Annotated in this window: 16 protein-coding genes; 10 read left to right on the plus strand and 6 right to left on the minus strand. The window is 57.5% G+C overall.

Annotated features, from left to right (window positions below):
- Positions 1 to 542: 542 nt before the first annotated feature.
- The 9 genes from FEF15_RS17235 to FEF15_RS17275 are packed head-to-tail and all read left to right on the plus strand — an operon-like array spanning position 543 to position 10,811.
- Positions 543 to 1,490 (plus strand): glycosyltransferase, encoded by a 948-nt coding sequence (locus FEF15_RS17235; RefSeq protein WP_163560400.1) that lies wholly within the window; start codon positions 543 to 545, stop codon positions 1,488 to 1,490.
- An 18-nt stretch (positions 1,491 to 1,508) separates the two neighbouring features.
- Complete coding sequence (locus FEF15_RS17240) at positions 1,509 to 2,363, plus strand: sulfotransferase domain-containing protein (RefSeq protein ID WP_163560401.1); 855 nt, start codon at positions 1,509 to 1,511, stop codon at positions 2,361 to 2,363.
- Positions 2,364 to 2,368: 5 nt separating this feature from the next.
- Entirely contained in the window at positions 2,369 to 3,832 is a 1,464-nt protein-coding gene (locus FEF15_RS17245) for an O-antigen polymerase (RefSeq protein ID WP_240454224.1), read from the plus strand.
- Positions 3,829 to 5,019, plus strand: a complete 1,191-nt coding sequence (locus FEF15_RS17250; protein WP_205598567.1) for a glycosyltransferase family 4 protein — start codon at positions 3,829 to 3,831, stop codon at positions 5,017 to 5,019. The genes FEF15_RS17245 and FEF15_RS17250 overlap by 4 nt, the downstream gene beginning before the upstream one ends.
- Positions 5,019 to 6,953: an asparagine synthase (glutamine-hydrolyzing) gene (asnB, locus tag FEF15_RS17255; RefSeq protein WP_163560403.1), complete on the plus strand. Its 1,935-nt coding sequence runs from the start codon at positions 5,019 to 5,021 to the stop codon at positions 6,951 to 6,953. The genes FEF15_RS17250 and asnB overlap by 1 nt, the downstream gene beginning before the upstream one ends.
- On the plus strand, positions 6,923 to 8,095 hold the full coding sequence (locus tag FEF15_RS17260) for a glycosyltransferase family 4 protein (protein ID WP_205598568.1): 1,173 nt from the start codon (positions 6,923 to 6,925) through the stop codon (positions 8,093 to 8,095). The genes asnB and FEF15_RS17260 overlap by 31 nt, the downstream gene beginning before the upstream one ends.
- Positions 8,096 to 8,101: 6 nt before the next feature.
- Complete coding sequence (locus FEF15_RS17265; RefSeq protein WP_163560405.1) at positions 8,102 to 8,962, plus strand: sulfotransferase; 861 nt, start codon at positions 8,102 to 8,104, stop codon at positions 8,960 to 8,962.
- Entirely contained in the window at positions 8,946 to 9,569 is a 624-nt protein-coding gene (locus FEF15_RS17270; RefSeq protein ID WP_163560406.1) for a sugar transferase, read from the plus strand. The genes FEF15_RS17265 and FEF15_RS17270 overlap by 17 nt, the downstream gene beginning before the upstream one ends.
- Positions 9,570 to 9,620: 51 nt before the next feature.
- Entirely contained in the window at positions 9,621 to 10,811 is a 1,191-nt protein-coding gene (locus tag FEF15_RS17275; protein ID WP_163560407.1) for a DegT/DnrJ/EryC1/StrS aminotransferase family protein, read from the plus strand.
- 67 nt (positions 10,812 to 10,878) lie between these two features.
- Here the strand turns inward: FEF15_RS17275 and cysQ are convergent, their stop codons facing one another.
- From cysQ to FEF15_RS17295, 4 genes are read right to left on the minus strand one after another with little or no spacing between them, the layout of a single operon-like run.
- Entirely contained in the window at positions 10,879 to 11,670 is a 792-nt protein-coding gene (cysQ, locus tag FEF15_RS17280; RefSeq protein ID WP_163560408.1) for a 3'(2'),5'-bisphosphate nucleotidase CysQ, read from the minus strand.
- 9 nt (positions 11,671 to 11,679) lie between these two features.
- Entirely contained in the window at positions 11,680 to 13,584 is a 1,905-nt protein-coding gene (cysN, locus tag FEF15_RS17285; protein WP_163560409.1) for a sulfate adenylyltransferase subunit CysN, read from the minus strand.
- A complete protein-coding gene (gene cysD, locus FEF15_RS17290; RefSeq protein ID WP_163560410.1) occupies positions 13,584 to 14,486 on the minus strand; it encodes a sulfate adenylyltransferase subunit CysD in 903 nt (300 codons plus the stop codon). Before cysD ends, cysN begins: the two co-directional genes overlap by 1 nt.
- A 26-nt stretch (positions 14,487 to 14,512) precedes the next feature.
- The gene (locus FEF15_RS17295) at positions 14,513 to 15,244 is read right to left on the minus strand and encodes a helix-turn-helix domain-containing protein (RefSeq protein WP_163560411.1); all 732 of its coding nucleotides are present in this window, start codon (positions 15,242 to 15,244) and stop codon (positions 14,513 to 14,515) included.
- A 200-nt stretch (positions 15,245 to 15,444) separates the two neighbouring features.
- Between FEF15_RS17295 and FEF15_RS17300 the strand changes: the two genes are divergently transcribed.
- The gene (locus tag FEF15_RS17300; protein ID WP_163560412.1) at positions 15,445 to 17,169 is read left to right on the plus strand and encodes an SLC13 family permease; all 1,725 of its coding nucleotides are present in this window, start codon (positions 15,445 to 15,447) and stop codon (positions 17,167 to 17,169) included.
- Positions 17,170 to 17,450: 281 nt separating this feature from the next.
- Here FEF15_RS17300 and FEF15_RS17305 read toward each other — a convergent pair whose 3' ends face one another.
- Positions 17,451 to 19,841 (minus strand): tyrosine-type recombinase/integrase, encoded by a 2,391-nt coding sequence (locus tag FEF15_RS17305; protein ID WP_163560413.1) that lies wholly within the window; start codon positions 19,839 to 19,841, stop codon positions 17,451 to 17,453.
- The gene (locus FEF15_RS17310; RefSeq protein WP_163560414.1) at positions 19,784 to 22,135 is read right to left on the minus strand and encodes a hypothetical protein; all 2,352 of its coding nucleotides are present in this window, start codon (positions 22,133 to 22,135) and stop codon (positions 19,784 to 19,786) included. Before FEF15_RS17310 ends, FEF15_RS17305 begins: the two co-directional genes overlap by 58 nt.
- Between the last annotated feature and the right edge of the window lie 243 nt (positions 22,136 to 22,378).

The following is a 22,378-nucleotide window of genomic DNA, read 5'->3' on the forward strand; positions in this document are numbered from 1 at the left end:
GTAACGCACGTTGATCACCTCTCAATCCGTTTAGGTGACAACTACGTTGACGCATAGGGATTAACAGGCCCAGGCAGAAGGCATCGTACTCTATCCGAAGGGTGCCGGCCCCGGGGTAGCACAACGCGCTCAGCGGCATCTGAGTGATTCCGTCAACGTTAGGTTGGCATCTACACCAAGGTATTATGATGTTCATGCATAGCCGATGGTGATATTTGTGACACTGTAGAAATAGCTGTTCACAGATGGGTTGATCAGCGATTTATTAATTTGGAAAATCATCTGATGCATCAGAGTGTGTTTTTCTTATGGCGAAAAAAAAGATAACGCTTATCTGTTTGATTGATAAGTCATATCCCCCGGACCACTCTTTTGTAACGGGCATGCTGGCGCAGGCACTTCCACTTTATAGTGACGTGCGCGTAGAGTTGCTGGTAATGGCGCCGCCAAGTGGACCGATCGCTCCGGTTCGGTATTTTCATTCTGTCTGTCTTCCTGTTATCCCAGATATTTCACGCGGGGGGCGAACTAGGATATTTGCAATGATTGCTGTTCGTAAAGTTGCTGGCATTCTGATAGATAAGGCTCATCGACGAGGAGAGAAAGCCATCATTTTTGTGCGTAATCATCCTGCGCTTTTATTAGTGGGAGCTAGCCTGCGGCATAGGGCCGATGGTTTTATTTTTCAAAGCAGCTTTCCGCTGGAGTTGCAAGAAAAAAATTATTTGGAGCGATTCGCATATCGAACTGTTATTCGTGTGGGAAGTTTTAGTGTAGATGGTGTGCTAGCGGTCAGCCCTTTGGGGCTGCAAAGAGCAAAAAAACTGTGTTCGCGAAAAGCTTCAGGTCTTGTGGTACCTCTACTGACCGATCTGCCAGCGGCATCCACTATTGAAGAAGATGTATGGGGTGGTGTTACCGAGTCAATACGGTTTATCTATATTGGTACGCATGCGCCGCGACGGAATTTGGACGTGGTAATGGAAGGTAGCGTCAGCGCTCTGGATTCGGGTGTAGATGCGGTGTTCTTGTTCGTGGGCGGAAAGCCTCAAGAGATTAATGCGCTCCGAACTATTTCAGGAGTGAAAGAATGGGAGAATAAAGGTCGGATTCGATTTGCTTGTTCTGTTCCGCGACGGAAGCTTCCAAGTTTTTTACAGGGTGCTGATGTTGGTCTGAGCTTGATACCAGCGCTTCCTCAATATCGCGAAGCATCTCCTACAAAGTTAGCAGAATATATGGGCATGGGTTTGGCTGTGCTCGCCAGCCGTGGAATTGAGTTGCAGGAGTCCTTTGTAAACGATTCTAGCGCAGGTCTTTTGGTAACGTTTGACAAGGCCTCTATCGCTGAAGGTGTTACTTTGATGGCGAAGAATCCAGAATATCTGGAAGCTTGTAAAGCTAATAGTTTGCTATTTGCTATGGAGAGGCTAAATTACTCAAGTTATGTTGAACAGTTTAAACGTATGCTGGAAAGCAATCCATCGTGATATCGGCTACTGACTTTTATGAGTAGACAACCCAACTTCTTCATCCTCGGTGCACCGAAGTGTGGAACCACCTCTCTAGCGCATTGGCTAGAAGCCCACCCACAGGTGTTCTTATCGCCGATTAAAGAGCCTCACTATTACAGCACGGATTTGGCAAATCGCAATATCACAGATAGCCGGCGGTATGCTAGGCTTTTCAAAGGAGCAAGTGATACACATCGAGCCATCGGTGAAGCGTCAACCTGGTATCTTTTTTCAAACGAGGCAGTAGCGAATATTGAACGAAAGCACACGGATGCTCGTTATATTGTGATGACAAGGGATCCGGTGGCTATGGCGCACTCTCTTTACCACCACAACCGTCGAGTCCTTCATGAGGATAATGATTCCTTTGAATCTGCCTGGAATCTGCAGAAGGAACGAGCGGCAGGGAGGCAATTGCCAAGAAATTGTAAGGAGCCTGCGTTCTTGCAATACCACGCCGCATGCAGCTTGGGTTCGCTGTTGCAGCGACTCTACCAGCACGTGCCGACGGAGCGTGTACTCCATGTGCCATTGGAATGGATGCATGAAGATCCTGCACGCGAGTACCGGCGCGTTTTGTCGTACCTAGAGGTGGAAGATGATGGTCGTGATACTTTCCCGCCAGCCAACGAAGCGCGAGGTCATCGTAGCCGGTTCCTTCAGCGGTTAATCCGGTGTGGGGGTGAGGTGCGCATGGCGCTAGGCATCAAGAAAGGCTATGGTCTGGCCCGGTTGAATGATAAGCCACAGCCGAAGGAGGAGCTTTCCACTACATTCCGGGAAGAGCTTGAGTCGGCCTTTTCACAAGAGAGGAACAAGTTGAAAACGATGATGGAGAGTCAGGCTTGAAGGCGATGTTTCGGCGCTCGCCAGATAGCCCCTTCGTCGGAATGACTCCGGCTGAACGTATAACTGCTGTCTGTGTTATCTTGTCGATTGGCTTGATAGGGGCGCCATTTGCTCTGAGCACAGAGGACGCAGGACGTGCGGTGCTATTTTGTGCTTTCTTGGCTTATCTGGGCGCGCTGGCTCTTCCGTTTGTCTGGCCGCTTTTTAAGGCTGGAATCTTTCATCCGATAGTCTTCTACGTAATTTGGGTGGGTGTCCGAGGATTACTCGAGGGCCAGGCCATACTTGCAGCTACCGGGCTCGATTATCACCGTGCCCTTGGTGCGCTGAGTAGCAGAGAGCTTAACGGGCTTGTGGCAAAAGCCTTCTTGCTGGAAGCCGTTGCGTTACTAGCTCTTTACATGGGTTACACTCTAGCGCCGCGACTTTGGACTTCATCAATGAAATTGCCACGGACAGGAGGATTATTCTTTAAAACGGCGGCGTGGGTCGGCGTCTCAGGAGTGGCACTACTTGTGCTCGCAAGTGTCGGCGGTGGGTTGGAGACAGTGCTAATGCAGCGAGGCATTCCCTCGGATCAACGGATTGCAGCTTTGATAGGAGGCCACTGGAATTATTTGGCCACTATCGGAGGAGTTGCGCCACTGGTTTGGTTAGCCTGTGAAGTTCGTGCGATCCGGCGTCCAACATTCTGGTTTCTGCTGTTTACAGCTCTCGCTATCAAGTTTTCAGTCACCGGGTCACGGGGAGGTACCGTGATTCCGTTGGTGATGGTTGGCACACTTTGGATGATGCACCGCAGGCAGGTGCCTTATCGAGTCATCGTTCTGGGTATCGTCGTTACTCTCGTGGTGGTAGGGGGGCTGGGTCAGTATCGATCTGCGACACAGAAAGTCAATTCCTTCGGAGAAGTAAATGTACAAGGGGGGCTTAGTGATTGGGTGCTGACCACCGTTGAAGAGCTTCAAAGTGGAGGCGGGGAAAATAGCGGAAAGATCGCCGTTCTGGGACGGGTGCCGACGCAGGTCCCCTATCTTTGGGGGGAGTCCTACCTCTCGATTCCTTTTATATTTATTCCAAGCGCTATGTGGGGAGAGAAACCCGATGCTGCGGGAAAACTGAACGCCATTCGAATCTACGAGAGACCCCTCACCGCTATTCCGCCTGGTCCTATAGGCGAGGCTTATTGGAACTTTTCATATGCAGGCGTACTCATGGTATTTTTAATTTACGGTGCTCTGTTAAAAGTTCTGTCCGCCTTCTACCGCACCAATTCCGGCCATCCACTGGTGATAATCATCTTCCTGTACGCGCTGTTTTATTTGCAACCGCACAGCCCTTCGGTTTATGCGTTTTTCCACGCCGTAGTACCGGCTATGGTGATCCTGGCTACTTTTATCATGCCGCTTGATCGGCGCCTTCTAAAACATGGTGCTAGAAGCCGAAATGCAGTGACACATTCAATATGACACGACTCCTTGCTTATATGACCACGCCGGGCGGGCTTACAGGGGCTCCTCGAAGATTACTGACGCTTGCCTCGGCCCTGAAGAGTCACGGTATCGACACATGCATTGCCAGCCGGTCAGGCAGCGAATTCCTACAGGTTGCAAACGCAGAAGGCCATGAGACAGCAGTGGTCGAAGCATTGGGTGTGCTTGGTTTGCGTCAGCGGGCATTATTCTCTGGTGGACTGTGGTTCAGGCTGAGAGTGGCTGTCGATCTTTTGCGACAGAATTACAAACTTTTTCGTTGCATCTGTAAGATGCAAAGTGATGTGGTTTGGGTGCGCGGCAGCAAGGGCATTGCTTTTGGAGCAATTGGGGCGTTGCTGAGTCGTCGACCTCTTGTTTGGGATGTGGACTATGAACTTCCTTCGAAGGGCGTTATCCGCTGGCTTCACCTGTTTGGGCTCTGGGCTAGCCTGTACGTGGTGTTCCAGTATGCTGCTGCGCCTAATAAAATATTCGGGGAAAAATTAGCAAGCCAGTATCAGAATAAATTTAGAGCAATTATTCCAGGTATTGATTTGGCTTCTTTGAAGCCTTTTCGTGATATGCGTGCACAACAGAAGAAGCCTGAAGATTCTCCTTTTGTGATTCTTCAGGTGGGGACTATTTGTGATAGAAAGAATCAGATGGAAATCATAGAGGCTTTGCGGTTGGCTATAAATAGAGATGTGTTGTTTTCATGTGAGTTGTGGCTTGCTTATGATGATGTTCAGGATCTCCAGTTTTTAGAGCGCTTACATGAATACGGTCTAGAAGAGAATGTTAGCCTTCTGGGCTGGCGTGAAGATGTAAAGGATCTCATGACACAAGCTGATGTGCTGGTTATGCCCTCTAGAGATGAGGGAGTGCCTAATGCGGTTCAAGAAGCGATGGCGATAGGGTTGCCTGTGCTTGTGAGCAAGGCCGGCGGTATGCCTGAAATTGTTCAAGAAGGTGTCACAGGCTGGGTTATGGGCATTGATGATCCTGGAGCATGGGCTGAGAAAATCTTGTACTGCCAAAAAAAACCGGTGCTCTGTGAGCAGGTTGGAAGAAACGCAGCAGATTATGCCTTTAAAAATTTCGGTACCGACCATTGGGGCCGAGAATATGCCCGAGTACTTAAGGAAGCTATTGCTCTTCCAGCATCACGAGGGCATCGCTAATGTGTGGACTCGCAGGGTTCTGGGGGGAAAGCCGATCTGCACTTTCCATTGCTGAGAGAATGGCGTCCAGTATCGAGTCGCGTGGTCCTGATGATTCCGGAGCCTGGTTCGATGATAGCGCTGCTTTGGCTATGATACACCGTCGACTATCTGTTCTGGACCTCTCCCCCGCTGGGCACCAGCCCATGCACTCGCCTTGTGGCCGTTTCGTTCTCGTCTATAATGGCGAACTCTACAATCATAGTGAACTCCGCGTAGAGCTGGAACGACAGGGCGCTGTCTTTGCCTGGCGCGGCCACTCGGATACGGAAACTCTGCTAGCCGCTCTTCGCCACTGGGGTATTCAACACACTCTTGATCGTCTCAATGGGATGTTTGCCTTTGCACTTTGGGACCGGGCTGAGCGAACATTGTGCTTGGCGCGAGATCGGATGGGCGAAAAGCCTCTTTACTATGGACGCAGTGGAGATGTCTTTCTCTTCGGATCTGAGTTGAAAGCGCTTTCTGCACATCCTGCTTGGCGGGGTGAGGTAGATCGGGATGCCTTGACGCTTTACCTGCGTCACAATTATGTTCCAGCCCCTTGGAGTATCTATCGGGGCATCGCCAAGTTGCCACCAGCGCATTACGTTATTATTCGTGAGAACGGTCGCGATGTTGCAGAGCCGGTATGCTACTGGAATCTGAGTCACATAGCGGAACAGGGTGTTACTAGCCTAGCGAGTGGACCAGAAGTGCTAACGGATGAGCTGGACGCTCTCCTGCGCGATGCGGTCGGCTGTCGCATGATGGCTGATGTTCCGTTGGGGGCTTTTCTGTCAGGAGGCTATGACTCAACGACTGTGGCTGCCCTAATGCAGGCGCAGAGCGAGAATCCTGTGAAAACCTTCAGCATAGGCTTTCACGAAGAAGCTTATGACGAAGCTAAACATGCCAGGGCAGTGGCCAAGCACTTGGGGACGGATCATACTGAGCTTTATATCACGCCTGAACAGGCGATGGCTGTTATCCCTAAGTTGCCCGCGATCTATGACGAGCCTTTCTCTGATTCCTCTCAGATTCCTACGCTTCTCGTTAGCGAGCTTGCCCGGCGGCATGTGACTGTCAGCTTATCCGGGGATGGGGGCGACGAGCTATTTTGCGGCTACAATCGCCATATCGTTGGTCCCAGAACTTGGTCTAGAGCGTCACGGCTACCTAGGTCGTTACGTAAATTGCTCGGACGTGGTGTTGAGTGTTTGGCACAGTATGATATGCAGCACTGGATGCAGTCTCTGCCGCAAAAAAGGCGCATTCCCAACATATCGAATAAGTTAGAGAAGCTGGGAGAAGCGTTAAGCGCCCAAGATGGGCTTGATTTTTATCGCTCCTTGGTATCCCACCAAAAAAATCCGGCATCGGTCGTCTTGAGGAGTACTGAGCCCGGTAGGTTAACCCGCTTAACTGATCTTCCTTCTTTACCGGGCCTTCGTGAGCAGATGATGTATCTTGATCAGACGACCTACCTGCCCGACGACATCCTCACCAAGGTCGACCGCGCGAGCATGGCGGTGAGCCTGGAAGCGCGTGTACCTCTGCTCGATCATCGATTGGTCGAGTTCGCCTGGAGGGTTCCGACCGAATATAAGTACCGAGATGGGCAAGGTAAGTGGCTGCTTAGGCAAGTGCTATATCGCTACGTGCCGCGTCAACTGATGGAGCGCCCGAAGATGGGCTTTGGTGTACCTATCGAGCATTGGTTACGTGGTCCACTAAGGGAGTGGACTGAAGAATTGCTCGGGGAGCAGCGCCTGCGTGAGGAAGGATATTTCGATCCATTCCCCATTCGGAAAATGTGGAACGAGCATGTTTCTGGAAAGCGTCGCTGGCACTACTATTTATGGGATGTGTTGATGTTTCAGGCTTGGTTGGAGTCGACAAGGAAAACCCTTTGATTCATATAAGGAACAATACCGCTCTTTTTGCCGCCAACCGTGGCTATGCCCTCAAAAGCTCACGCCAAGATATAATTCGCCACTTTCTCGACCAAGGTTGGCAAGTCGTTCTGGCCTCGGCGGATGATGGTGAATGCCACGACCTGGTTGCGCTAGGTGCGACTCTTGAGCCAGTCACCTTTAGCCGCGGTGGCTTCTCTTTGACGACTGACATTCTTGCCTATCGGCGCTTGCGTGAGATTTATCGACGCTATCGGCCTGCGCTGGTACACCACTTTCATGCCAAGCCGGTCATACTTGGTTCGCTCGTGGCTCGCCAGCAACTGGGTGATCAGGTGCGTGTCGTCAATTCCATCACCGGCCTGGGCCATGCCTTCGTCAAAGGCGGTTGGGTCACTCAGCTGGCGAGTGCGGGGTATCGGTGGGCCTTGCCGAAATCCGATATGACGGTATTCCAGAACCGCGATGATCAGGCACTCTTCCAAACCAATGGCTGGGTGATGCCAGTGCGTCAGCGGCTGATCGTGGGGTCTGGCATTGATCTTTCTCTTTTCGACTTCATGGATCGTTATGATCATGATCCAGAAACGCCAGTCATCATCATGCTGGGGCGGTTGCTGGGGCAGAAGGGTACTGCTGAGTTTGCCGCAGTGGCGCAAAGGGTGCGTGAGCAGTACCCGAGGGCACGGTTCGTCTGGGCAGGAGAGGAAGATCCGGTACACCCTGACGCCGTGCAGGCTGAATGGCTGTTTGCGCAGCCTGGTGTGGAGTACGCTGGGCGGCTTGCCGATGTGGTGCCGCTGATGCGTGAAGCCGATTTGCTGCTATTTCCCTCCTATCGTGAAGGCGTACCCCGTGCGGTGATGGAAGCGGCGGCTACCGGGCTGCCAACGGTAGGGTTCGACGTGCCGGGCGTTCGCGAGGCGGTACGCCATGGCGAAACGGGGTATCTCGTGGCTGAGCGAAATGTCGAGGCCATGACGCAGAAGGTCATCGAGTTGATTGCTAGCCCCGAACAACGGTTGCGCTTCGGGCTGCAGGCGCGCGAACTGGCCGTTAGAGAGTTCGACATGAGACAGATTCAGGCCGCCTATTTCACGACCTACCAAGAGCTTGGTATCGATATTCCTCAACCTGAGTGATCCATTTTGCCTTTTTCACCAGTTATCATCGTAGGGGCTCCACGAAGTGGGACCAACATGCTGCGCGACGTGTTGTGCTCATTCGAGGGTGTGTCCACCTGGCCCTGTGACGAGATCAACTACCTGTGGCGGCACGGCAACGTGCGCTACCCCTCCGATGAGCTACCGGCCGAGCGGGCCACGCCCGCGGTGCAGGCCTACATGCAGAAGCAATTTGCCTGGGTTGCCCAGCGCTACCAGGCACAGACCGTTGTCGAGAAGACCTGCGCCAACAGCCTGCGGGTGCCTTTTGTGGCACGCACCGTACCGGATGCCCGGTATGTGTTCATCCACCGGGACGGGATCGATACCACTGGCTCGGCCAAGCTGCGTTGGCAGGCCGAGTTGGATATCCCCTACCTGATGCAGAAAGTGCGCTTCGTACCGCTGACGGATTTGCCCTATTACGGGGCCCGATATCTGTGGAGCCATGTGTATCGTCTGTTCTCTCGCGAAAAGCGCCTGGCTTTTTGGGGACCGGCGCTCGATGGCATGCCGGAGATTCTCGAGCGGCATAGCCTGAACGAAGTGTGCGCCTTGCAGTGGCAGCGCTGTGTGGAGAAGGCCGAGGCGGCGTTGGCCGAGCTGCCCCAGGAACGGGTGATTCGCGTGCGCTATGAAACCTTCGTGCGTAACCCGCAAGCCGAGTTGGCACGTGTGCTGGATTTTCTCGGCATCCAGGCGGCGCCTGAACGCATCGAAGAGGCCGTGGCGGGTGTATCCAGCCGCAGCATCGGCAAGGGACGGGCCTCGCTCGAGGATGCCGACATCCACCGTCTGGAAGCCCTGGTGGGAGAGACATTGGACCGATATGGCTATCGCGATTGAATCTCAGGGTTTGAGCGAGGGGCAGGCGCTGGTGAAGCGCACCTTCGATTTCGTGCTGTCTGCCTTCGGGTTGGTGCTGACCGGTTGGTTGATTCTGTTGGCCTGGCTGGCCGCCAGTCTTGATACCCGCAGCAACGGTTTTTTTACCCAGCAGCGGGTAGGCAAGGACGGCAAGCGGTTTACCGTGGTGAAGATCAAGACGATGCGCCCCAGCCGCGAGTTGACGACCACGGTTACCCGGTCGGGCGATCCTCGCATCACACCGCTGGGGCGGATCTTTCGCAAAACCAAGATCGACGAGTTGCCCCAGTTGTGGAACGTGTTGCTGGGCGATATGAGCTTCGTGGGCCCGCGGCCGGACGTGCCCGGTTTTGCCGACAAGCTGACCGGCGAAGAGCGGTGCTTGCTGAGCATTCGCCCCGGTATTACCGGCCCGGCAACCCTGAAATACCGCAACGAGGAAGCCCTGCTAGCCGCAGCGGACGATCCGGAAGCCTACAACCGCGAGGTGATCTGGCCCGACAAGGTGCGTATCAACCTCGAGTACATTCGCGACTGGAGCCTGGCCGGTGATCTGCGCTACATCTGGCAGACGGTGGTGGGATAACGGCTGCGGGCTGTGCCTCGTTCTCTGCACATGAGTTGAGTGGATGTTGAAATGCTGAACGGACCCTTTTCGCCTTGGCCTTCCTTCACCGAGGAGGAGGCCGAGGCGGTTCGGCGTGTATTGCTGTCGAACCGCGTTAACTACTGGACCGGCACCGAAGGCCGCGAATTCGAGAAGGAATTCGCGGCCTTTGCCGGTACTGAGCATGCGGTGGCCGTGGCCAACGGCACCACGGCGCTGGACCTGGCCCTGAAGGGGCTGGGCATCGGCGAAGGCGAGGGCCGGGGGCGCGATGAGGTGATCGTCACCTCGCGTACCTTCCTGGCTTCGGCGTCGAGCATCGTCACGGCGGGGGCCGTGCCGGTGTTCGCCGATGTGGATCGCGACTCCCAGAACGTTACGGCCGAGACGGTGGCCGAAAAGATCACCCCGAACACGCGGGCGATCATGGCCGTGCATCTGGCCGGTTGGCCATGCGAAATCGAAGAGCTGATGGCCCTGGCCGAGCGACACGGGCTCTTCGTGATCGAGGATTGCGCCCAGGCCCACGGTGCCACGTACTGGGGGCGCAGCGTGGGCAGCATCGGCCATGTGGGCTGCTGGTCGTTCTGCCAGGACAAGATCATGACCACCGGTGGCGAGGGCGGCATGGTCACCACGAACGACGAGGCGCTGTGGCGGCGCATGTGGGCCTACAAGGATCACGGCAAGAGCTGGGCAGCGGTGTACGAGCGCGAGCATCTGCCGGTCTTTCGCTGGCTGCATGAAAGCTTCGGTACCAACTGGCGGCTCACCGAGATGCAGGCCGCCATCGGGCGCATTCAACTGGCCCGCATGCCCGAATGGAAGGCGGCACGCCAGGCCAATGCCCGGCGCATCTGGCAGGCGGCGGGCGAATGCCCCGCACTGCGCGTGCCGGCCATTCCCGAGCACCTTGAGCATGCCGCCTACAAGTGCTACGTGTTCGTGCGCCCCGAAAGCCTCAGGCCGGATTGGAACCGCGACCGCATCATGGGTGAGATCGTCGCCCGCGGCGTGCCGTGCTTTTCCGGCTCGTGCTCCGAGGTGTATCGCGAGAAGGCCTTCGAAGGCACCGGTTGGCGGCCGGAACGGCCTCTGCCGGTGGCCCGCGAGCTGGGCGAGACGAGCCTGATGTTGCTTTGCCACCCCACCCTGACGGAAGCCGAGATCGACGAGACCTGCCAGGTACTGACAGACGTCATGTCGAAAGCAACTCTGTAGCTGTCAGTTGCTGTAATTTGATTCCGAAGCCCGGCTATTGCCGGGCTTCGGTGCTTCTGGGGCGCGATCAGTCGCGGCTGCCCCACACCACAAAGTGCGGATTGAGTGTCTCACTCGGGGTGGCGTAGGAAAGCGGCTCGCCCTCCAGGGTCTCCACGCGGCCACCGGCCTGCTCGACCACCGCCTGGGCGGCGCCGGTGTCCCATAGGCAGGTTGGCCCCAGCCGCGGGTACGCATCCGCCGTACCTTCGGCGACTAGACACAGCTTCAGCGAACTGCCCATGGGGACCATCTCATGGCTGCCGAGCTTTTCCAGCCATTCGGCCAGGTCGGGGCTGGGATGGGAGCGGCTGCCCACCGCCCGCCAGGTAGCCCCCTCTGCCGGCTTGCCGGCCACGCGGATCGTCCGCCGCTCACCGACTTTTCCTGCACCCCACTCGACCTTGAAAGCGCCCACGCCCTTGGCGGCGAGATAGCTCACTTCAAGCGCCGGGGCGACGACCACGCCGAGCACCGGCCGGCCATTCTCGATCAGCGCGATGTTGACGGTGAACTCGCCGTTGCGTTTGATGAACTCCTTGGTGCCGTCCAGCGGATCGACCAGCCAGTAGCGCCCCGCGCCATCAGGATCCGAAAAGCCCTCGGCATCTTCCTCTGAGAGCACCGGGTAGCCCTCCGGCAGAGCCTGCAGGCCTGCCACGATCACCTCATGGGACGCCTTGTCCGCCTCGGTGAGCGGGCTCTTGTCTTCCTTTTCTTCGACTGTGAACTCGCGGGAATAGACCTGCATGATGGCGGCGCTGGCGTCCAGGGCGATTTGCTCGACGCTAGAGAGCAGGTTGGAAAGGTTAAGTGTCATAGGGGCCTCTCAGGCGATGATATGGCGCTCACGTAGCATCTCGACGATGGCGTCGGCGGCGTCCTCGCTGCTCATGCGGGTGGTGTCCACGCGCAGCTCAGGATGCTCCGGCACTTCATAGGCGGAGTCGATGCCGGTGAAGTTCTTCAGCTCGCCGCGCCGGGCCTTCTTGTAGAGGCCTTTGGGGTCGCGTTCTTCCGCCACATCGAGCGGCGTGTCGACGTAGATCTCGATGAACTCGTCGTCACCCATCAGGTCGCGTGCCATCTGCCGTTCGCTGCGGAAGGGCGAGATGAAGGCGGTGAGCACGATCAGCCCGGCATCCACCATCAGCCTGGCCATTTCGCTTACGCGGCGGATGTTCTCCACCCGGTCGGCGTCGGTGAAGCCCAGGTCGCGGTTGAGACCGTGGCGCACGTTGTCGCCATCCAACAGGTAGGTGTGCTGGCCGTTGGCATGCAGCTTCTTCTCCACCAGGTTGGCGATGGTCGATTTGCCGGCGCCGGAGAGCCCGGTGAACCATAGGACCGCGGGTTTTTGCCCCTTGGTGAGTGCCCGAGCCCGCTTGTCGATATCCACGTGCTGCATGTGGATGTTCTGGCTGCGACGCAGGGCGAAGTGCAGCATGCCGGCGCCCACGGTGTTGTTGCTCATCCGGTCGATGAGGATGAACCCGCCGGTATCGGCATTGTCCTGGTAAGGGTCGAACGCCACCGGCTTGTTGAGGCTCAGCGTACACACGCCGATACCGTTCAGATCGAGCTGCTTGGCCGCGATGTGATCCAGGTTGTTGACGTTTACCTGGTACTTGATGTCGCTGATGGTGGCCGAGACGGTCTGCGTGCCCAGCTTCATCAGGTAGGGGCGGCCTGGCAGCAGCGGCTGCTCGTGCATCCATACCAGGGTGGTCTCGAACTGGTCGGCGGTCTGCGCGGGGTGCTCCACGCCGGCGACGATATCGCCCCTGGAGATGTCGATTTCGTCGTCCAGCAGCAGGGTCACGGACTGCCCAGCGATCGCCTCTTCCAGATCGCCGTCGAAGGTGTAGATGCGCGAGACCCTGCTGGCCTTGCCGGAGGGCTGGACCCGGATGGCATCCCCGGGCTTCACTCGGCCACTGGCGATCATGCCGGTGAAGCCGCGGAAGTCCAGGTTGGGGCGGTTGACCCACTGCACCGGCATGCGGAACGGGGCGTGCTGCAGCCGCTCTTCGTCCACCTCGACGGTTTCCAGGTAGGCCATCAGCGTCGGTCCGTGGTACCACGGCATGTGAGGGCCGTGCTCGATGACGTTGTCGCCCTTGAGCGCCGACATGGGGATGAAGGTGATGTCCTCCAGGCCCAACTGCTTGGCAAACGCTCGGTATTCCTCGACGATCTCGTCGAAACGCGTCTTGGCGTAGTCCACCAGGTCCATCTTGTTGATCGCCACCACCACGTGGCGCATGCCGATCAGCGACATCAAGAAGCTGTGCCGCCGCGTCTGGGTCAGGATGCCGTGACGGGCATCGACCATCAGGATGGCGGCGTCGGCGGTGGAGGCACCGGTGACCATGTTGCGGGTGTACTGCTCGTGTCCCGGCGTATCGGCGACGATGAACTTGCGCTTGTCGGTGGAGAAGAAACGGTAGGCCACGTCGATGGTGATGCCCTGTTCGCGCTCAGCGGTCAGGCCGTCGACCAGCAGCGCAAAATCCATCTCGCTACCCTGAGTGCCGTACTTCTTCGAATCCGCCTCGATGGCGGCCAGCTGATCCTCGAACAACAGCTTGGACTCGAACAGCAACCGCCCGATCAGCGTGCTCTTGCCGTCGTCGACGCTGCCGCAGGTGATGAAGCGTAGGAGGCCCTTGTGCTCGTGCGCCTTCAGGTAGCCTTCGATGTCGCCGGCGATCATGTCGGATGCGTGTGCCATCAGAAGTATCCTTCCTGCTTTTTCTTTTCCATGGAGCCTGTGCTGTCGTGGTCGATGACACGACCCTGGCGTTCGGAGGTTTTGGTCAGGAGCATCTCCTGAATGATGGCCGGCAGGGTGTCGGCCTCGGATTCGATGGCGCCGGTAAGCGGGTAGCAGCCTAGGGTGCGGAAACGCACCTTGCGCATCATCGGCACCTCGCCGGGCTCCAGCGGCATGCGTTTATCGTCGACCATGATCAGGGTGCCATCGCGCTCCACCACCGGGCGCTCGGCGGCGTAGTAGAGTGGCACGATGGGGATATCCTGCAGATAGATGTACTGCCAGATATCCAGCTCGGTCCAGTTGGAGAGCGGGAACACGCGGATCGACTCACCCTTGTGCTTGCGGGTGTTATAGAGTCGCCACAGCTCGGGGCGCTGGTTCTTGGGGTCCCAGCGGTGCTGGGCGGTGCGGAAGGAGAATACTCGCTCCTTGGCACGAGACTTCTCCTCGTCACGACGGGCGCCGCCGAAGGCGGCGTCGAAACCGTACTTGTCCAGCGCCTGCTTGAGGCCCTCGGTCTTCATCACGTCGGTGTGGATCGTCGAGCCGTGGGTGAAGGGGTTGATGTCTTTCTCCACCCCCTCGGGGTTGATATGCACCAGCAGGTCCATGCCCATTTCCTTGGCCATCTGGTCACGAAACTCGTACATGGCGCGGAACTTCCAGCGGGTATCCACGTGCAGCAGGGGGAAGGGCGGCGGCGCCGGGGCGAAGGCCTTGCGCGCCAGGTGCAGCATCACCGCGCTGTCCTTGCCCACCGAGTAGAGCATCACCGGGTTCTCGGTCTCGGCGACCACCTCGCGCATGATCTGGATGCTCTCGGCTTCCAGCTTCTGTAGATGGGTGAGTGACGTCATGTCATTGGCCTGTCTGGGTAAAGGAATCAGAGCCCGTTAGCGGGGGGAACGTTGATCAGATGGAAATCGGGATGCGCATCCAGCCATTGGCGAATCTCGGCGCTGGCCTGGAAGTCGGCGCCGTGAAACATCAGCGCCACCGGCTTGTCGGGAGCGTGATCGCGCAGCCGCTGAAACAGGGTCAGGTAATCATTAACCTTGGGCGGGGCTGTCAGGCAGCGGGTATGAAGCGCCCCGCGCTTGCCGTGCAGGTAGAGCTGGTAGCGGGGCAGCTCGGGCACTCCACTTACCGGCTTGGCCACTCGCACGCCGCCCTTCCAGACGCTGCCGCCTGATTCGCGAACCGCACCGAGCACCGGTTGCACCCGCTGGCGATACCAGCGGCCGGCCTGGGTTCGCTGGCGTTCAAGTTCGTCCAGCGCCCGTGGCTTGGGCTTGAGGTCTCGCGCCTCCAGCCAGTGCTCGATGGCACGCGGCGATACCGTCTGGCCCCGCGCATTGAGCGTCTCGGCCAAGGCACGAGCGCTCCAGGCCGGCTCGTCGTCGTCCGGCTGAGTCGCCAGCAAATGCACCAACACTTGCTGGGCGGACTCGTCCAGGCGCGTAGCCTGGCCAGTCTTGCGACCACGCTGGCGTACCGGCACCGCTTCCCAGCCGCCTTCGCGAAAGGCCTTCCAGGCAGCCGACACGGTAGGCGCCGAGAGTCCGGTGCGTTCTGCCGCATCGGCCACGGTATAGCCATCCAGGCGCAGCCTCACCGCCTCGAATCGGCGTGGGTTAAGCGCTTCAGGCGTTAAATATTTAGTGGCCAAAAATATATCAACACGTTGTATTAAAAGGTTTTTAAATCTAATTGATGGCGGCTGAAAACCGCGCGTTCGACATCATCATAAAAGGCTGCGTAGAATCCCACAAGCCACGAACCTTTTCCTCTTCGAGCCTTCAAGGACGACGCGCGATGACCTGGGCGGTACTGCTTTCCATTGCCGGACTCATCGGCCTGCTGATCTCGGGATGGGTTCGCCCGGCAATAGCTTTCGTCAGCCTCGCCGGTGCCTACCTGCTACTGGGGCTCGTGGATACCGCCACCTTGCTGACGCAGTACACCAACCCGGCACTGGCGACACTGCTGCTGCTGCTGTTGGTCTCTCTGGCCCTGGAGCGTACGCCGCTGCTGGACTGGCTCTCCCAGCGCCTGCTGAACGGGCGCGAAAGCAGCGCCACCGTCCGCCTGATGGGCACCAGCGCGCTGCTCTCGGCGTTTCTCAATAACACGGCAGTCGTTGCCGCGTTTCTGGGCGCCATTTCGCGGCAGAAGCGAATCACACCCTCGCGACTGCTCATTCCACTCTCCTACGCCTCGATACTTGGCGGCATGACCACGCTGGTGGGCACCTCGACCAATCTGGTCGTCAGCTCCTTCGCATTGAACAGCACCGGCAGTGAGCTGGGCATGTTTCAGTTCGCCCTGGTCGGCCTGCCCGTGGCGCTTTTCAGCTTTGCGGTGTTGCTCTGGCGCGCTCGCTCCTTGCCCCATCACCGCCCGGAAGACACCGAGGACAAGCTCTCCTATTTCCTTGCCGCCGACCTGCAGGCCGACTCTCCGATGGTGGGCAAAAGCATCGAGGCCAACCGGTTGCGCAACCTGGAGGGGCTCTACCTGCTGGAGCTCGAGCGAGAAGGCCGCCTGATCAGCCCGGTGGGACCCGAGGAGATTCTCCAGGCCGGCGATACCCTGGTATTTACCGGGGAAGTGGGCAAAGTGCAGGCGCTGCAGCGCTTTCCCGGGCTCAAGCTGTTCGGTCACCGGGCCGATGATTTGCTGGCCACCAACCTGGTCGAAGTGGTGGTGTCGCATGAATCGGAACTGGCCGGGCAGACACTGCAGGAGGTGGACTTCCGCAGCATGTTCAATGCCGGCGTGGTGGGGATTCGCCGCGGTGGCAGGCGGCTGGAAGGGCAGCTGGGTCAGATCCCTTTGCGGGTGGGCGACTGCCTCGTGCTGGCCGTGGGCAACGATTTTCGCCAGCATCGCAATATCGACCGCAACTTTCACCTGCTCAGCGGAAGCTTCACCCGCCCTCAGCTCAGCCGCACCGAGAGCTGGCTGACGCTCGGTGGTTTTGGCGCGGCGATAGGGTTGGCGGCCATGGACGTGCTGCCCCTATTCCATGGTCTATTGCTGCTCATGGCCGGGCTGCTGGCCGGGCGGGTATTGAGTCCCGCCGAGCTGAGACGGCGCTTTCCCTTCGAGCTATGGATGATCATCGGTTCGGCGCTGGCTATCGCCCAGGGCCTGGAGAACTCTGGCGCTGCGGCCCTGCTTGCGGAGGGCATGCAGTCGCTGTTCGCCGGCTATGGCGTATTTGCCGCCTTCGTGGGCTGCTACTTGCTGACATTGCTGTTGACCGAAACCGTCACCAACAATGCTGCTGCCGCGCTGGCCTTTCCGGTCGCCTGGACCACCGCCCAGGCCTTCGGTGCCGATCCCATGCCGTTCATCATGGCCGTGGCCTATGGGGCTAGCGCCTGTTTTCTGATTCCCTACGGCTATCAGACCCACCTGATGGTCTACTCGCCGGGCCGCTACCAGATCAGCGATTTCCTGAAGACCGGCTTGCCGGTCAGTCTGGCGTACTCTGCCGGCGTGCTGGCACTGACGCCGCTGGTGTTTCCTTTCTGAAGTGATGGTTTCTGTTGATTTCCACCACCCGTGTGGGCAGCGACGCCGGCGTGAGGAGTGGAGGACTCCAATGCCATTGGTTTCGATGCCCAGTAGAGGCGGTTACGCTAGGTCGGCAGCACGGCAGGTCACGATGACATGGAATATATAACGCTGACTGATAGCAGCGCGTTAGTCAGAGTGAGGCTCCAGTGATAGACATGAGACCGCCTCTTCCTACTTCGGTAGAAGTAGCCAGTCCGGGAGAGGGCATTCTCCAGCCGCTCTCCCGACCAGTGTCGTCAGGCCCTTCGTAGCACATCAGAGTGAATGATCGAAAGGGTGTGGGCATAGTGCTGTAGCGTCGTGCCTGAATGTTGGTGACCAATCCACTTGGCAACCACTTCATACAGGTTGCCTCGCTGAAGAATGCCTTCGCCCTCAGTTGAGCAGAAATGCTCCAGCGCTTCCAGACATCGGTCGAGCTGGAACAGTTCATCAAAGCGAAAGGTGAGGCTCTCGGCGAAATCCGGATGCTGGGCGGCGTGCAGTCTCAATAATAGCCAACTCGCCGCTGCATGGCGAAGACTGTGAAAATCGACGCGCTTCCCGAGGTAGTCCTTCAGGAGCGGTTGAATCGCACGACTCAGGGCCTCCTTGCGGTATGCTTCGGGATGGTTCCGCGGGCCGAATAGTGCGATGTTATCCAGCGGCTTCTTGGGGCATTGACGGCGACGCTCTTGTACCCATTCCTGCATGCTGGGAATCACCTCCCGGCATGCCAACACATGCAGAGGAATACGACGTCTGGCGGCAGGGCTCTTGCCACCTTGTACGATGATCCAGCAGGCCAGCGTAAGCCCATCATGCCCTGAGTCAGGGTCTTTGGTGTCCATCAGGTTGTCAGAAAATGCTACCCAGGGCTCGATCTGGACATCCTTCAGGGTCAGGTTGGCAATTTCGGAAATACGCAGTCCACCGTAGCAGCCCAGCGCCAGCAACAGGGCATACATGTGATGCGTCGATCCGGTCACATTGTTGTGCGTCAATAAGTTCCAGAGGAGCTCAGCTTCTCGTGGCGTGATGATCTCCGTGCGCAGGGTGCTCATGGGGACATCAATATCGATCTGAGGCAAATGGAGGCCTTCCAGCAGACCGAGCTCGGCACAAAAGGTGAAAAACCGCTGCATCAGATTCAAGGTCTGGGAGCGAGTGGTGGATTCTAGGCTTTCCTGACTATGCAGTGTGCCTTGAACTTCCTCGATCGTGTCGTCATCCCACTCCTGCATGTCCAGTATGGCGGGGAGTTCCAGCAGGCTAATATGACTCAACTTTGAAAGATAGGTCCTTACCGTGATCCATTTACCGCCTGTCTGGCAGCACAGCAGGTCATAGCACCAGTCCAGCAGCAGGTGCACATAGCTGGTTTGCGTGCCAGTCAGCGCCGTCAGTGTATGTTGATATTGCTGAACGATCGACTCAACAGCTTGCCGATTGGCGCTTGTGGTATAGGGTGTGCCGACTTCAGACTGTATGGTATTCAGGAATTGATTGACCGTATTTTTCAATTGTCGTGGCCAATCCTCGGGCAGCGAATCTGTCTCTCTTTCCCAGCTACCCGGTTCCTGAGTCAAGGTTTCCGGAGCTTGGACACTGACAGATGACTTGGCAAGCGTGGTATTGAGGATGTCCGGCTCGCTTCTCCATCGGGATGAGCCAAGTAGCGAGCGGGTTGTGCCGGTGGGCAGTGGATAACGAGCGAGGAGCGTTGCCCACAGGGGAGGGACATTTGTGAACACCGGGAGATAGCGCGCCGCCCTGGCCAGGCTATACCAAGTTCCGCAGTGTGATGGGGACATGAGTTTGTCGTCACACTGTGACGACTTGTAGTAGACCTGAAACGCCTTGTGCAGGCGTTTGCGCAGTTTGGCCTCTCGCTTGACCAGTGTGGTTTCTGCATCACGCTCGGAGAATAACAGCAGTGTGTCGGGGGAACTGGCCTTCGCACGGGTACGAATCGCACGCAGTGCCTGCCATACATCATGGGGAACACGCAGTGAATACCACCCGACCTGTGGCAGTTCGATCGGTTGGGAGGGAATTGACAGCCATGAGTCCTCTGCCACCATCGCCTGGCGGAGCATAGCCAGCGTCGAGACGATTACCCTTTCGCCCATTCCCAGCCTAGCCGCCAGTGATAGCGCCAGGATCAATAGCCAGCCATCGGGATGTTGGCGTTGGCGACACCATTGGAGAATATGGGGGCGGAGCGATTGCGCTTCCTTGATATCCTGCAAGAGCTCCCCCCGCTGGGGCATGGCCGTCGGGCGATGCAGCACCTGGGGCGAGGTGGGCAGCACATTGTAACAGTGAGGGAGGCTATTGAGTGCTTCGAGTACCTGGGTCACGCGCCGACGGCACTCTTCCCGTCGATAGGTCTGCCCGGCTGCCTGACGCGCCGATCGGTAGGTCTGAATCAGCTGTTCGACCTGATCGCTATCGAGAGCGATGCGATCATCAGCCTGGAACGGCATGATCATATCGAGAATCCGCTCGGTTTCCTCACGCCGATTTACACCGCATACGGTTGCCTTGATCGCGATCAGCTGTCCCATCAGCAATGGGGCCGATAGGCTCATCCCCATGGCAGATCCTCCATATTCATTGTCCGGTACCCGGTTGACTGTAGCCATGAAGAGATCGCTTCCTGACAATCTTTCCACTGGTTGATGGGCGCGTTGGCGCGAGGATGGCAGCGATCTCTGCCGATTCGAGCATGACCCACTAGGGCATCCAGTGAGGCCTCGGGAATCACTGAATGCAGCGCGGTAATGACGCTGTGCCGCGTGGCGTTGTCTGCGGGGAGAGGAGCGTCGCATGAACAGCCTGGAACAACCAGTCGGGACAGCATCTCACGATAATCGGCATGGTGGAGCGATCGCACTCGACAGCGAGGTCGCCGGGGCTGGGTCACTTCGATCCACGCTGGCCATTGCTGATTCGGTTGTCTCTGGTCATCGATAGGGTGGCCGTTCCGTTTCAACAGGATAACCGTCTGCTCCATCAGTGCATGATGTGATTGCAGTTGCTCGGCAATTGCCGGGAGGATCGGGATGACGCGGCTCTCCCTGCCTCGACGTGAATTCTTGTCGCTGATCCAGGCTAGAGTGTCCGTGATGCGTGTTCGGGTCGTGGCTGAGACCGGTCGTGTGCCAGTGGCCAGTAGCCACCCCAGATAGCTATAGGCTGCTGACAGTTGACAATACTCAACCACGGCATGAAGTGGGAGCGGATCGGGGCGCAGCCATTGCTCGAGGGGGCGGCGAGCCTGTTGTATGGCATCACGCAGAGCTGAATGCCATTGTTGCCAGGAGGGTGCCGGAACGGCTCGACTAGAGCCCATTCGACCCTTACTGGCGTGTGGTGGCGGTGAGGGTAGAGCGGAAATGCCGCAGCGACTTAATCCTGCATCGAAGAGATTCTGCAGGGACGCACGATCGATTTGTCGGTAGGCCGCCGGTGCGGATTCCAGGCGACCATATTCCCCTCGCAGGGTATGGACGAGGTGATTGTCGGGCGCCAAATCACGCATGAAAAGCCATGCTGTTGCGCTGAGCCGCTGGGCTGTCGGAGTCAGGCCAGGCTTATCACGAAAGGCGCTTCGCAGCCGTCGATTGAGGCGATTGACACTGCCGGCAAGCGGTGTCGCTGAATCGACACTGAGCAGTGCTTTGTTCACTGCTGGTGGCAGATGCAGTGTCACCCATTGATGAGAGGTATTGCCGTCCTGAGCCGAGCTGGGCCCATCCCGGCACCGGTAGCGCCATGTGAGAGAGTCAGGGTTCCACTGCGGTGATTCAGCGTTGGATTCATCACATGGCTCGCTGTCATGCGACGAGCGTGTCAGCGAGATAAGCCGATTGACCGGCATTCCGGTGACGAGAAGCAGACACACGAGTGCCCACTGGCATGGGGGTAATTCGAGCAGGAGGGTCTGTCGAATCTGCCAGGGGGTCAGGCGGTGAACATCCTCCTGCGTTGGCAGCGTGTTGGTGGCGGCCATCTGCACCGCCTGGCGCGTCGCCCTGCGGTCGTCGCTCGGCGTTAGCTGAGATGGAGTCGAACGCTCGATTGTGGGAGCTTCCAGCTCGGGTTCATCGGCTTTTGATAGACGAGATGCCCCTTTCGTGTATCGGAAACCGAGTTCGGCAATTGCTGAGTCGAGTCCATCCGCAGAGGGAGCCCTGTCAGAGAGAACCCTATCGGTGATCCGCTGCTGGGTAGCAGGCGTGGCATCGGCGATCTGCTCACGTCGTCGGACCTGGTAGCGGTTGAGCTGCCTGGTGCGGCCTGAATTATTCCCGGTCCGCCGATATCCAGACAGATCGTGACCGACTCGCAGGCCAGGCTGTCGCTGCTGTTCATACAGCGCACAGTAGGTTTGATAATGGCGTCCCCAGGTATGTCTGAGATCACTCATCGTGGGGTGCCCCATGGCCTTGATTACGTCCTGATGACTGGACAAAGAGACGCCATGGGTAGCTCTGTTTTCGAGTGCAACGACGAGAATGTCTCGGACTTGTTGGACCTGAGTTCTATAGATGGAAGGTTCCGCGTGACGCACCGTTTTTGTGAACCAGCTAGTCAGGATTTGTCTGGCATGAAATGCGTCTTTACTCGTCCGGTTCAGAAAACTAGTTTGACTGATCGCATACCATAGAGGGTACTGCGTTCCTGGGTCCGTGCAGGGCGATGAGGTGAGAAAATCTAGTCCCGTGAGTGTCTCAGACAGCTCGGAAGGAAGGGCCGCGTGATCTCTGGCATATAGCTGGCAGGCCAGCTGTAGCTCGGGTTTTGTAGGAGGTGGAAGTGTATATTGAATGATCGCTATAGCGAGATCTCGTTCTTGGCTCGACAGGTTGAGCTGCTGGAACTGATGTTGGTAGCGGTCGATGATCCATGCTGGGAGTTGAGCGGTTTTGTTCATAAATAGCCTTCGTAACTGGTTGAATGATTTTGACAAAATTTGCGATAAATTAAAAGGAAATAATGGTGGCGAATTTACGATATATGGCGACACAGGCTAAGGTGTCGTCGGGATATGATGAGTTGCTGATTGTCTTAGCAACTCACCGGATCATGATAAACTCTCAGTTTGGGTGTTAATTTATGGCTCTTCGTCGTTGGGTGTGGAATTCGCCCCCTGAGCTGGGCCAGGATATGACCTCCA

It is taken from the genome of Halomonas sp. NO4 (genome assembly GCF_010994375.1).
Lineage (GTDB): Bacteria > Pseudomonadota > Gammaproteobacteria > Pseudomonadales > Halomonadaceae > Halomonas.

Bases quoted from the DNA above. Each gene is read 5' to 3' on its own strand.
- FEF15_RS17235 (WP_163560400.1), top strand. From the start codon at position 543: ATGATTGCTGTTCGTAAAGTTGCTGGCATTCTGATAGATAAGGCTCAT.
- FEF15_RS17240 (WP_163560401.1), top strand. From the start codon at position 1,509: ATGAGTAGACAACCCAACTTCTTCATCCTCGGTGCACCGAAGTGTGGA.
- FEF15_RS17245 (WP_240454224.1), top strand. From the start codon at position 2,369: ATGTTTCGGCGCTCGCCAGATAGCCCCTTCGTCGGAATGACTCCGGCT.
- FEF15_RS17250 (WP_205598567.1), top strand. From the start codon at position 3,829: ATGACACGACTCCTTGCTTATATGACCACGCCGGGCGGGCTTACAGGG.
- asnB (WP_163560403.1), top strand. From the start codon at position 5,019: ATGTGTGGACTCGCAGGGTTCTGGGGGGAAAGCCGATCTGCACTTTCC.
- FEF15_RS17270 (WP_163560406.1), top strand. From the start codon at position 8,946: ATGGCTATCGCGATTGAATCTCAGGGTTTGAGCGAGGGGCAGGCGCTG.
- FEF15_RS17275 (WP_163560407.1), top strand. From the start codon at position 9,621: ATGCTGAACGGACCCTTTTCGCCTTGGCCTTCCTTCACCGAGGAGGAG.
- cysQ (WP_163560408.1), bottom strand. From the start codon at position 11,670: ATGACACTTAACCTTTCCAACCTGCTCTCTAGCGTCGAGCAAATCGCC.
- cysN (WP_163560409.1), bottom strand. From the start codon at position 13,584: ATGGCACACGCATCCGACATGATCGCCGGCGACATCGAAGGCTACCTG.
- cysD (WP_163560410.1), bottom strand. From the start codon at position 14,486: ATGACGTCACTCACCCATCTACAGAAGCTGGAAGCCGAGAGCATCCAG.
- FEF15_RS17300 (WP_163560412.1), top strand. From the start codon at position 15,445: ATGACCTGGGCGGTACTGCTTTCCATTGCCGGACTCATCGGCCTGCTG.
- FEF15_RS17305 (WP_163560413.1), bottom strand. From the start codon at position 19,841: ATGGCTACAGTCAACCGGGTACCGGACAATGAATATGGAGGATCTGCC.
- FEF15_RS17310 (WP_163560414.1), bottom strand. From the start codon at position 22,135: ATGAACAAAACCGCTCAACTCCCAGCATGGATCATCGACCGCTACCAA.